Source organism: Paenibacillus sp. P4_A7 (assembly GCF_056402455.1).
This window is the reverse complement of the sequence record NZ_JBFUHJ010000182.1, coordinates 1-12292: the sequence shown is the minus strand read 5'-3', so window position 1 is coordinate 12292 and position 12292 is coordinate 1. Positions and strand designations below refer to the sequence as shown.

Below are 12292 nucleotides of genomic sequence, written 5' to 3'. Positions count from 1 at the left end.
GCACCAGGATCATCCTGCATGGCCTATTATTCAGCCGGCTGATCTCGTCAGCGCTTGGATAGCTCTTGACGATGCTACTATTGAGAATGGAGCCATGTGGATGGTGCCTGGCAGTCACAAATGGGGAGATCAAAGTAAGTACATCAAAAGTACTTCCGAATTCAGACCCTATCATTCTCAACCTGAATTGCTTCCTATAGGAGCGGAGATCGTAGCGGAGCCTTTCGAAATCAAAAAGGGACAGGTAGGTTATCATCATTGTCTGACCTGGCATGGAGGATCAAATAATCAGACAGATACAAAACGGCGCGCAATAGCTGTTCACTATATGCCGGAACATATCTATTATAGTCCAAATGGCGCTCATCCTATGGAACCGCATATTGAAGTGCAATCAGGTGAAATCATTGTTGGAAGCAGCTTTCCTGTTATATACCAAGGAGCTTAGCTTGTGCGCAATAAGAAAAGGATAGTATAAATAGGGACCCTAATAATGAATCAACTATCATAAGCCTTCTTAATCGTATACTGCGCATATTCCAATTACTCATGACAAAGAGCCTTCCAGAGGCTGCAATTTCGCATCCGTCGAAAGGCTCTTTTCCCTGTACATTACTTTAGTCCATTCAATCAAACTACTTAAGCAAGTCTCTTACCTTAACCGGAGTCTGCTAAAAGAGGTAGAATATGTCGTTCGAACGACACAGGACTTAATCGAAACCTTTAACTTTAGTAAATCCAAACAAGATGATTCAAAATGAAACATCAATGCTAAGTGTAAACGGCTGTCGCCGTCCTCCGGCGGCACAAGCTCGTCTCGCGATGAAATATAGGTAGGGGTATAAGCGTGAAACTTATACTCCTATATTTTAAGAAAAGGCGACTCCGCCACGTATTATAGCATATTTGGCCTGCATAAGCGTAAGTACTGTCCTTGTACATGGTGGAGAAAGCTTTTATCTTCTCCATAAATAAGTTTCAGCATAGGAAGTAGCAGATCCACAATCAAAGCTACTGCTTCTGGTAACCGCATTAGTAAATTTGACCTCGGCTGCAAATAATGTATGCTCCTAAGCATCCTAAATAAAAAAGTGACGGTATCCGAATTAGATCGGACCGCCACCTCAACTATATGCTACTCTCCGCTGCCCGCACTTTCATCCATAAACATGATCTCCCAAAGATGATTGTCTATATCCTGAAAGCTCCAAGTATACATAAAACCATGATCAACTGGTTCATTATATGGATTCCCGCCCGCTGCTAGAGCTTTATTAACAAGCTCATTAACTTCTTCCTTGCTATTAGCTGATAATGCAATAATCACTTCAGCATTTTTTGATGCATCTGAGATTTCTTTGTTGGTGAATGTTTGGAAAAACTCCTCAACTAGCAGCATAACAAATATGTGATCACTTATGACCATACATGTTGCATTCTCATCGGTATATTGAGGATTAAACTCAAAACCAATTGCTGAGAAAAAATCGATTGATTTTTGTAAGTCTTTAACTGGTAGATTGACGAATATTTTATCCGCTTTAACTGCCATTACGATCACCTCGCATATATATTATCATCCAAGAATTAAGCTTGTCTATTCTAATCATTAAATATACATACATTACTCTTCTGCTTGGGTTCGAGCCGCTTCAAGAACCGTTTCGTAAACCGCTTCACCAATAGTACAACCTATTGTTGTGGCAGCACCAGCGTACGCATGCAGCACTTTCCAATGCTCGTGTTGACTAACCCCAATAACGATAGCGTCCGTCGTCGTTCCCGTAGCCGACAGCCCACTCGCGCGCTCAACAATACCTAATTGCTGTAATGCCGCTGTCTTGGCTTCGGTTGCAGTGATTACAGCATTGACCATCGCCGATTCCGTCATCTGTCCATCGATAAGAAGAATCGTATTAATCGTGCCCGGTGTATAGGCAGAGAATGTATTACGAGGCAGCCCAGCCCTTGCAGCGTTACCTGTTCCAACCGTTGTGCAGCAAAGCAGCTTAAATCGGTCACCTTCTAGTTCAATTACTGAAGCATGCGTCAGCTTTGCCGCCGTTATGAGACCGATTGTATGCTGTGGATCACAGCCCCATACCGAACATTGACGCACAATATCGCTTACCGGATCCTCACATTGATAGGTGAGTGGTACCTTCCAATTCATGATACGATCCGCATATGAGAATCCTCCAGGGTGAACCGCACTGCTCAGCGTATGTAGCTTTTCCGAACAAACCATATCAATTCTATCTTCAAGCAAATAAATACGTACTCCATTACAAATCGTAGATTCATAGTCCACACCACTTCGAAAAGGTTGACTCATTATTCATCCTCCTTCTCTGCACTTATTCATCCTCCTTCTCTGCACCAAGCAGCTTATAGATAAGCGGCATATTTAGATGGCTGCGAGCATGCTCTGCCAATCGGTTAAACGCGCCCTCGCGCCTTTCCATAAATCGAAGATTCGAAGGTAGAGCAAGCAGTCCTTTTGATTCACGAATTAGGTTCAACCACGTTCTGCGAAAGTCATCATTATGCCAGATTCCATGAATGAACGTTCCCCACAGCCTGCCATTCTGCGTGCAAGCTCCCTCAGATTCATAGAGGTGCGTAGTATCGATTTCCTTCGTTAAAAGCTGTTCACGAATATGAAAGGGACGTCGAATTAAGCTCTCTACCTGTTGCCATTTAACAGATCCCATATGAATTTCGTACCCTTCAATTGGTAAGGAGTCCATCGAATCAGTTAGCTTGCCATGGCCCTCAATACGCACGGTCTTCTTCACTTCCGCGAATGATACATCAAACTCAAAATAACCCAGTCCATCTATTTGATCTATATCCGATTCTACTCTGAGTGGGTCTAGCAACCTTTTTCCAAGCATTTCATAGCCGCCACATATGCCAACCGTCCAACCACCCTTTTGAACATGCTGTTGCAACAATTCCGCGAAACCATTTTGCTTAAGCCAAAGTAAATCTTCCATCGTATTTTTACTTCCTGGAATAATGACCGCATCAGGATTTCCCCATTGCTCAGGCCTCTCGATATAACGAAGCTTTACATCTGCTTCAAAGTGAAGCGGGTCCATATCTGTAAAATTAGAAATACGCGGCAATCTGATAACAGCTATATCTAAATGATTTTGTTGATCTGTGTAATCGATCTCCATATTTGAAGATAGTTGCTTGCTAAGCGATAAGGAATCCTCATCCTCCAGCTCTAAATTCGGCATATACGGTAAAACGCCAAGCACTGGCTTACCGGTCCTCTCCTCTAGCCAATCAAGTCCCGATTGAAGCAGTGTTACATCACCGCGAAATTTATTTATAATAAAGCCGCAAACGCGATCTCTTTCATCAGGACTAAGCAGCTCCAGAGTACCTACGATTGAGGCGAATACACCTCCGCGGTCAATGTCTGCGACCAAAATGACAGGTGCATCTGCCCATGAAGCCATACGCATATTGACAATGTCACGGTCCTTCAAATTTATTTCCGCGGGACTCCCCGCCCCTTCTAGAACGACAATATCATAGGTGTCACGCAGTCGCTTCAACGATTCTTGGACAATTTCGCCAGCAATAGGCAAATAGTTCTCCCGATAATCACGCGCATCAAAATCGCGTAGCGGCTTCCCATGCACAACAACCTGCGATGACATTTCGCCAGTCGGTTTAAGCAGGATCGGGTTCATATCGGTATTCGCCAGTATCCCGCATGCATCAGCCTGCATCCCTTGTGCGCGTCCGATTTCCTTGCCATCCCAAGTCACATAGGAATTGAGTGACATATTTTGCGACTTGAATGGCGCAGTTTTCCACCCATCTTGCGTGAAAACTCTACACAATGCCGCTGTGATGAGGCTTTTGCCAACATCTGATGCTGTACCTTGCACCATAATAGTACGACCGATTTGTACAGATGATTTTGACGTTTTTCGGCTCATATTTATCATCCCTTACGCTTTCCAGTTTGTTCTAATACTTGTCTTAAAGCGTTCAGTAAGAGTTCATTTTGCTCCCTTAGCTTTATTGCGACACGGACATAGGTATGATCAAGTCCTGGAAACCGCGATGCATCCCGGATTAGCACGCCTTGTTTACCCATCTCGAGCTGCAGCATACTTGCGCTTAGTCCCAGTGACTGCGGAATACGAAGCAGCAAATAATTGACTGCACTCGGATTTACCTCGAATCCGATCTCCTGAAGCTGTGCAGTCAGCCAAGGTTTTTCCACTTCTAACCACTGTAATGTACGTTCAGCAAATAATTCTTCATCCAATACCGTCTCACCGATCTGTTGGGCCAGTGAATTTACACTCCACGGAACCTGAAGCCTCTTTAGCCCGCTAAGACCTTTAGGTGTACCCACAATATAACCAAGTCGGATGCCTGGTATAGAGTAAAATTTCGTCATTGAACGTATGACAAACAATCTATCATTACATGATGCTTCCTTTATTAAGCTATATCGAGATTCGTTAGGAACGAAATCCATAAATGCTTCATCAATAACAATATAGGCTCCGCTTTGAAGTAGAAACCTTATAACCTCAGGGTCTACAAGCTGCCCGGTCGGATTATTCGGCGAGCCAAGCATGATTAACGAGCCTTCTTCCGCAACCCCAGAGAATTGCTCTAACTCAGCTTCCAGCTCAAACTGACTCTCTGCCAACAGCTTAATCTCATGTACCGCACCGCTAATTTTGCGAACGGCATCCCTATATTCGTCAAAGCATGGGATGGCTAGTGTAGTCAATTTCGGCTGTAACGCCCGTACAACTAAGTCAATCAGCTCGGCTGCCCCATTACCTATCAAGATGGATTGCTCATCAATATCATGATGAAGCGCAAGCTTATTTCTAAGACCACGCACGGCAGGGTCTGGATATTGTCCAATAATGTCCGCATAGGCTAACAATGCCCTCTTAACTCCACTTGGAGGTCCCAACGGATTCATATTCGAGCTGAAATCGACGAAGGAGTCCGCTGGCTTTCCGAATGCTTCCTCGGCTGTTCGCAAATCTCCGCCGTGCCCATATCTCTCCAGCATAATGTATCAAGCTCCTTCTTATGAAACTCTTTATGAAACTCTCTAATCCACTATGAAGCGTTTAGCCAAACAACCGCTGCCAGGAGCAGCATCGCTTCAACGGCTTCATTCATTGCACCATAAGTATCACCAGTTAAACCGCCCAGCTTGCGATTTAACCATATGCCAAGAAGACCGCCACTTATAATAGTAACAAGGAAACAAGCTCCCATGATCGCAATTGCATCTGTTAGTTTGAATTGAAAACCCATTAATATGCCAAACGTTAGAATAAACGAAACGAGACAAGCTGCTAAAATCCCTATTCGATTAACGCCATTAAATAATTGCCCGATTCCTTCTCCGCGCCTTGCACTAGGCCAACTTCCGATTGCAGCTGCCATCCACGCACGGCTCCATATGGGGTTAATTATTAATACCATTAAATAAATAGCGATATTCTCTTGAACAAGAAGTTCTGCCAGTAACGAAGCTTTGAGAAGAAGCAGAAGCACCGCAGCCAACACTCCCATTGCCCCTACTCGGCTATCCTTCATTATTTCCAACATACGCTCTCTTGAACGATGACTTAGTACGCCGTCAGCTGTATCCATCCAACCATCCAGATGAAGCCCTCCGCTAAGCGCTGTCCATATAGCAAGAAGAATAACCGCTGCTGGCCATTCTGGCAGCACTAGATTTAAGAGCCAAGCTGATGCTGCTACACATCCGCCAATGAAAGCTCCTGCTGCTGGGAAATAGATGATGCTTCGCGTCAATACAGGTGAGTTGAAGGGAACTGTCATRGGCAAAGGCAATCGCGTTAAAAATTGAAAGGCAGCTACAAAAGCTTGAACATGCAGCTTCACTGAACCACTAACCATGCAACGATCACCCCCGTTAATAAAATTACGCTGACACTATACAATAAACGGACGGTCAGCCTAATATCATTCGGCTGCAAAGGTCTTAAAGGCCACCCCATTCTTGCACGTTCACTCGATTTTCCGAAATAGACGTTTGTTCCACCAAGTTCAAAACCAAGTGCTCCCGCAACAGCTGATTCAGGGATGCCGCTGTTCGGGCTAGGATGAAATCGTGCAAACTTAATAATTGCTCGCATGGCTTGTCCAGCTTTCATCCCAGGAGACGCTAATGCCGATAAAGCAAGTAATAGACCCGTTATTCTAGCTGGAATATAGTTAAGCACATCATCCGTACGTGCCGAGCACCAACCAAAATGTATATATTTATCATTACGATAGCCAACCATCGAATCCAATGTATTTGTTGCGCGATATAGCATCGCAAGTGGTGCGCCTCCTATAAGAGCGAACAAAATCGGAGATACAAGCGCATCTACCGTATTTTCAGCAACCGTCTCTACTGTAGCCCGCGCTACTTCACGTTCATCAAGTTTATCTGTATCGCGTCCCACTATGTAACCCACATATTTTCTGGCTTCATCTAGCCTTCCTGCTATTAATGGTTTATAGACGAGCATCGCAGCATCCTTTAAACCTTTAACGGCAATCGTAGTTGAGATGAACCACACACTTAGCACATAGCCAAGCCAAGGATGTATGGCATTCGCTGTCCAAACCAAGCCCCACATCACCCCAAAGCTTATTAATAAAGTGGTTGCTGTTAGAACTACACCAAGTAGTTTTACGATATTTGGATAGCCTTCCCGTCGTTCTGGCGCTAGCAACCGCTCTAATAATCGAATAAGCCGACCGATCCAGATGACAGGATGGGTCGGCCACTTCGGATCGCCGAAGATCCAATCAATTATGATGGCTGCGGCCGTGAGCAGCAGCAGTTCTTCTAAGGAGTAAAACATCATAGCTGCTCCCATCTAAAAGCTTGCGACTTCAGCTCAATAGGAATACCTGCCGTCACTAGAAAAACTCTCTCGCATATGGCCGCTACCTGTTGGTTGAGACGGCCTGCCTCATCACGAAACAGCCTACCGAGTGGATACTCGGGAACGATACCGTCACCAACCTCATTTGTAACCAACAGCAGTGTATAAGGAAAATTTTGAATCGCGGATAATAGCTTGTCCTTTTCAGCTTCCAACCGTAGTTCACTAAGAGATTCATAATCAACACGAAGCAGCCAATTCGTTAGCCAAAGTGTCAAACAGTCTATCAGTACTACTGGAGGTTTATTACCCATTTCTACTTCTTCAGCAATTTGCTTCGCGAATTGTTCCAGCAGCTCCGCAGCTTCATAAGGCTCCTCCACTGTCTCCCATATAAAACCAGAATGATCGCGATCTTCTCTATGCTTCCCGATTCTAGCTGTCATTTCCTCGTCATAGGGCTGACATGTAGCCAGATATATCCCCCTTGCGCCAGATCGTTTCGCATATTGCTCAGCGAAGCCACTTTTACCGCTGCGGGCACCGCCAGTTACGAGTATTGCCATCATTTATCACCTAACCTTTTGATATACCTGCGCTATCGAAAGTCGCCATTTCTTGCATAAGAAGAAGCGCTGCATCAATAAAATGAAAGCATAATACAGCTCCTGTACCTTCACCCAGCCTTAGCTCCAATTGAATCATCGGCAATAAGCCAATGGATTCCAGCAGCTTCAAATGTCCCTGCTCCTGTGATAAGTGCGATGCGATCATATAAGGTTTTGTCTGCTCTGCTATGCGAGACGCGACAAGAGCAGCTGCGGATGAAATATACCCATCTATAACTACTGGACAGCCGTTAGCAGCAGCGCCGATAATAACGCCGACTAGTCCAGCAATTTCTACGCCGCCTACCTTTGCGAGCACATCAATAGGATCGGACGCTTCGGGCTTATTTAGCGCAATTGCACGTTTGACAACATCCACCTTGTTTAACCAGCCTGCATCATTAATACCCGTTCCGCGTCCTACGGACTCCTCCGGCGACAATCCAGTAAGCACTGTTGTAATAGCTGCGCTTGCTGTTGTATTGCCAATACCCATCTCACCAGTTGCTATAAGGCGTACGCCCTGACGAACCTGCTCGTTAACGATCTCGATACCAACCATAATTGCGCGTATTGTTTCTTCACGGGTCATAGCAGGCCCCTTCGCCATATTGGCTGTCCCTCTTACTACCTTGCGGCTTACGAGCAATTCGTGTTCCAAATCAGCGTTTACCCCGATATCTACGCATACGACATTTGCTCCTGCTTGTCTTGCAAGCACATTAACTGCCGCACCGCCATTTAGAAAATTAATTACCATCTGCGGTGTCACTGCTTGTGGGAAGGCGCTAACCCCCTCCTCACAGACACCATGATCGCCAGCCATGACAATGACTGCTTTGTGTGATAAATCTGGCCATAATTGACCTGTAATTCCAACAAGCTGGCGAGCAATAGCTTCAAGCTTGCCAAGACTACCTGGAGGCTTTGTCAGTGAATTAGAATGGTGATCAGCTAACTGTGCCTTTTCCTCTTCAAACGGTTTAATACGCGACACTGTATTCAACAATTCTTCGTACAAATGCTCAGACATTACTTATTGCTCCTTCGTATTCCAAATTCAATCAAGCTATAGGTTCAAATCCTGGCTGCAGCATAATTTGCGGCTTGCCAGTGATCGGATGTGCAATGACTGTTGTAACCGTTTCATATACTCGCTCTATCAGCTCAGAGGTTAATACTTCATGTGGACTACCTGCTGCAGCAACAGTTCCTTGATGCAAGACCACAAGTTCATCACAATAGAGTGAAGCTAAATTCAGATCATGCAAGACGGCAATAACGGTCAGTCCGCGTTCTCTTTGCCACTCTCTAACCGTATCCAACAATTGAATCTGATATCCGATATCCAAATAGGTCGTTGGTTCGTCTAGCAAAATAATAGATGGCTCCTGCGCCATCAGCTTAGCGAGTGCTACGCGTTGTCTCTCTCCTCCGCTTAACTGATCCATTTTGCGAAGCTCAAGATCTTGTAATCCCATCGCTTGCAATGCGTCATCTATGATAGAATCCGAGTCCTGCTCTTCACTGCCAAGCCAGTTCTGATACGGAAATCGCCCCATACTGACAACTTCACGCACCGTGAAACCAACAGGCGGAAGACCGCTTTGCTGCAGCACAGCCATCTTTCGTGCCAACTGCTTACGCGGTAAAGCGCTAATCGGCTGACCCTCTAGCAGTACCTCGCCTTCTCTCGGACGCTCTACACCTGACAATAAATGAAGCAAGGTTGATTTACCTACACCATTAGGTCCAATAATCCCATACATCAGACCTTTTTGAAAGGAACAAGAGAGATTAGACAATACATGACGGCCTTGAACCGACTGCATTATTCCTCGTACGTCAATCATAGTGAGCCTCCTTGTTTCAGCTTGCGACGGTGTAATAAGTAAGCGAAAAAGGGGGCTCCGATTAACGCTGTGACGACGCCGAGTGGAATTTCTTTTGGAGTCAGTACATTTCTAGCTAGTGTATCTGCCCATAAAACAAATATGCCTCCACCAATTGCCGACAACGGTGTTATTAATCGATAATCCGGTCCAACTAGCAGCCTAATTAAATGCGGAACGACAAGTCCAACAAAGCCTATTACTCCTGAGACAGAAACTGCAGCAGCAGTTAACAACGTGGAGCTTATGAGTACAATAAGCTTAGTCCTCTCGACGCGAATGCCCAAATGTGCCGCATGACGCTCGCCGAGTACAAATAAATTAAGTGATTGTCCATAAACGAGCAATAAAGGAAGCCCAACTGCAAGAAATGGAATTAGCATATAGACATTATCCCAGCTTCTCATAGCAAGTGACCCCATCAGCCAGAACAAAATCTGATTGACGACACCCTCAGACATCGACACCATGAAGGAAACAAATGCGCCCAGAAAGGACTGAATAATGACACCAGATAAAATGAGCGTTTCAATATGCATCACGCCTTTTTCTCGCGAGAGCCAGAACACACCTAATAGAGTAACCGTCCCCGTTGCGAACGCCACTAGCGGAATCGTCCACATCCCAAGCGCCGTTTGCAATCCGAATAAAATAATAAAAGCAGCACCAACAGAAGAACCAGAAGCGACTCCTAGCGTGTAAGGGTCAGCTAACGGATTTCTCAGCACCCCTTGGAACCCTGTTCCTGCTAACGCAAGACAAGCGCCAACAAGTACAGCAAGCAGAACGCGAGAAAGCCTTACTTGCGTAACGATCGCAATTTCTCCAGGAGTATAGGTAACAGGCTCGTCCTTGAGCCATGGCAGCTGATGAATCAGTATACCCCAAACATCACGAAAAGAAATTCCAGCAGAACCAATGGAAAGACTAGCAACGATAGAAACAGCAAGAAGGAGCATAGCTGCTCCTCCATACCAAACTAATTTATGTTTCAACATTTATTTTACGAGATCCGGGTGAATCACTTTAGCTAATTCAAGCAATCCGTCTGCAAGGCGTGGTCCAACCCGCACAAGCGGATCCTCGGTTACGGCAAACAATTGCTTGTTTTTCACCGCGTCGATAACATTCCAGCCGGGACGGCTGTTAATACCAGCAACAATCGGATTCGGATCCTCCTTCAATGCAGGATATATAATCAATTGCGGATTTTGAGTAACAACTTCTTCCGCGCTAACCTCGAACCAGCCTGGCTTAGAAGCTGCAACATTAGTTCCTCCTGCAAGTGTTAGGAGCTCATCAAGAAAAGTACCGCTGCCAACGCTCCAACCAGGGGAGAACTCTAAGTATACAGTCTTCTTCTCAGCACCTTTTACCGCATCGGTTACTTGTTGTTTAACCGAACGCATGTTGTCAGCAATAGCTGCCGCTTCGGTTGGTCTATTCATAATTTTACCTAAATTTTCGATTTTGGCAACAACCGCATCATAAGTCAAAGGATCTGTTGCTAATACTGTAATTTTCAACTCACGAAGCTTAGTAATCGCTTCCGAATTCATGGATGAAGATGCTAGGACTAGGTCAGGGTTCAACGCAACAACGGCTTCAATATTTGTCGTCATATCGCCAACCTTCGTTTTCGATGCCGCTTCTTCCGGATAGTTACTATACTCGTCTACACCAACAACCTGCTCTCCAGAACCGATCGCATAGATCGCTTCTGTTTCACTTGGTGCTAAAGTTACGATTTTCGTAGGCGCTTGTTCAAACTTCACTTCCGTATTTGTATCATCTTTAATGATAACTGGGTATGCTTCCGTCGGCTTGTAACTATCTCCCTGCTCCGTATTCGTCGTTTTTCCTGTATTGTTTTCTTTGTTCGCATCAGCACCACATGCTGCAGTAAATACAAGCATCATCGCTAGCATAAAACCTAATAGTGTTCTCATCAAATTCTTGTTCATTCCATTCATTCTTCTTTACACTCCTTATAATTGTATTCCGTACAACCATAATCAGCTGACGCCGTACTCTGGCGGCATAAGCTCGTAACGCGGTAAAATATAGGGAAAAGTATCGTGTGAAACTTTCCTATATTTTTAAAACAAAAAAAGCATCTCTGACAAATGTGTCAGAAATGCTGTCATACGCCAAAAAAAGATAGCGAATTGCTCTTCCAACACCTCCCTAAGTCCACGTAGGATACAGCGTTATGTAAATAGGCAGGTCTCCTGACTCAGATCTCGCAGCCAGCGTCTTCCCGAGCATTCACTCAGTGACTTATTGCTGGTGCACAGGCAATGGCGAGTATTCACTCACAATGCCGCTCCTTACAGTGGCGGGTCCGTGCCGGATTTTCACCGAACTTCCCTATTAAGCTTCAACGAGTATTAGAGATACCTTACATTTTCTCTAGTAAAACTCAATCAAGCACCTATTTATAAACTATTAAATTATCAGTAGTTACTATACACTCTTGCCAATTATTTGTCTACTGTTGTCTCCCTAACCCATACCTTTTACATTCAGAGTCAAACTTAAATCCACGCCAAAACAGTTAAAGCAATGCTGTGTTACGGTTCTGTACCTTGCTTAAACAGCATAGGTAACATAGTAAAGCCGCTTGTGAAGCGTTTATCCATAAAGATAAACGGCGATATAAGAAAGGACTGATATCATGCTGCCCCAAAACAAACCTCTCAAGTCCAGTCATAAGCTTACCATCCTATTCATTTTAATTGCTCTGCTGATTGGAATCGCGCTTTTTTGGCTTTATTCGGATAAAGATGGTGCATCCGTACCAGCAATGACTGAGCATGATTTTAAAAATGGTCATGCCGTATGGACCATCAATCCCTATGCTGCGAAGGTGCTGCAT

Annotated in this window: 13 protein-coding genes and 1 riboswitch; of the genes, 2 read left to right on the top strand and 11 right to left on the bottom strand. The window is 44.8% G+C overall.

Annotated features, from left to right (window positions below; genetic code table 11):
- The coding region (locus tag AC1DWN_RS19585; protein ID WP_477560583.1) for a phytanoyl-CoA dioxygenase family protein at nucleotides 1-448 on the top strand (448 nt) is incomplete at its 5' end.
- Nucleotides 449-1135: 687 nt separating this feature from the next.
- On the opposite strand, the gene AC1DWN_RS19580 is transcribed toward AC1DWN_RS19585, so the two are convergent.
- From AC1DWN_RS19580 to AC1DWN_RS19530, 11 genes are all read right to left on the bottom strand, one after another.
- Nucleotides 1136-1552, bottom strand: a complete 417-nt coding sequence (locus tag AC1DWN_RS19580) for a VOC family protein (protein ID WP_477560582.1) — start codon at nucleotides 1550-1552, stop codon at nucleotides 1136-1138.
- 72 nt (nucleotides 1553-1624) lie between these two features.
- Nucleotides 1625-2335, bottom strand: coding sequence for an adenosylcobinamide amidohydrolase (locus AC1DWN_RS19575; RefSeq protein ID WP_477560581.1), 711 nt, complete (start codon nucleotides 2333-2335; stop codon nucleotides 1625-1627).
- 22 nt (nucleotides 2336-2357) lie between these two features.
- Entirely contained in the window at nucleotides 2358-3962 is a 1605-nt protein-coding gene (locus tag AC1DWN_RS19570) for a cobyric acid synthase (RefSeq protein WP_477560580.1), read from the bottom strand.
- Nucleotides 3963-3967: 5 nt separating this feature from the next.
- The gene (locus AC1DWN_RS19565; protein WP_477560579.1) at nucleotides 3968-5068 is read right to left on the bottom strand and encodes a pyridoxal phosphate-dependent aminotransferase; all 1101 of its coding nucleotides are present in this window, start codon (nucleotides 5066-5068) and stop codon (nucleotides 3968-3970) included.
- Nucleotides 5069-5118: 50 nt separating this feature from the next.
- On the bottom strand, nucleotides 5119-5931 hold the full coding sequence (gene cobS, locus AC1DWN_RS19560; RefSeq protein ID WP_477560578.1) for an adenosylcobinamide-GDP ribazoletransferase: 813 nt from the start codon (nucleotides 5929-5931) through the stop codon (nucleotides 5119-5121).
- Nucleotides 5913-6893, bottom strand: a complete 981-nt coding sequence (cbiB, locus tag AC1DWN_RS19555; RefSeq protein WP_477560577.1) for an adenosylcobinamide-phosphate synthase CbiB — start codon at nucleotides 6891-6893, stop codon at nucleotides 5913-5915. Before cbiB ends, cobS begins: the two co-directional genes overlap by 19 nt.
- The gene (cobU, locus tag AC1DWN_RS19550) at nucleotides 6890-7480 is read right to left on the bottom strand and encodes a bifunctional adenosylcobinamide kinase/adenosylcobinamide-phosphate guanylyltransferase (RefSeq protein ID WP_477560584.1); all 591 of its coding nucleotides are present in this window, start codon (nucleotides 7478-7480) and stop codon (nucleotides 6890-6892) included. The genes cbiB and cobU overlap by 4 nt, the downstream gene beginning before the upstream one ends.
- A gap of 10 nt (nucleotides 7481-7490) precedes the next feature.
- The gene (cobT, locus tag AC1DWN_RS19545) at nucleotides 7491-8555 is read right to left on the bottom strand and encodes a nicotinate-nucleotide--dimethylbenzimidazole phosphoribosyltransferase (protein ID WP_477560576.1); all 1065 of its coding nucleotides are present in this window, start codon (nucleotides 8553-8555) and stop codon (nucleotides 7491-7493) included.
- Nucleotides 8556-8586: 31 nt separating this feature from the next.
- Nucleotides 8587-9375 (bottom strand): heme ABC transporter ATP-binding protein, encoded by a 789-nt coding sequence (locus AC1DWN_RS19540; RefSeq protein ID WP_477560575.1) that lies wholly within the window; start codon nucleotides 9373-9375, stop codon nucleotides 8587-8589.
- Nucleotides 9372-10373 (bottom strand): FecCD family ABC transporter permease, encoded by a 1002-nt coding sequence (locus tag AC1DWN_RS19535; protein ID WP_477560574.1) that lies wholly within the window; start codon nucleotides 10371-10373, stop codon nucleotides 9372-9374. The genes AC1DWN_RS19540 and AC1DWN_RS19535 overlap by 4 nt, the downstream gene beginning before the upstream one ends.
- Before the next feature lie 39 nt (nucleotides 10374-10412).
- On the bottom strand, nucleotides 10413-11387 hold the full coding sequence (locus AC1DWN_RS19530; protein ID WP_477560573.1) for an ABC transporter substrate-binding protein: 975 nt from the start codon (nucleotides 11385-11387) through the stop codon (nucleotides 10413-10415).
- 234 nt (nucleotides 11388-11621) lie between these two features.
- Nucleotides 11622-11833, bottom strand: a riboswitch (cobalamin riboswitch).
- 258 nt (nucleotides 11834-12091) lie between these two features.
- On the opposite strand from AC1DWN_RS19530, the gene AC1DWN_RS19525 reads away from it, so the two are divergent.
- The coding region (locus tag AC1DWN_RS19525; RefSeq protein ID WP_477560572.1) for a hypothetical protein at nucleotides 12092-12292 on the top strand (201 nt) is incomplete at its 3' end.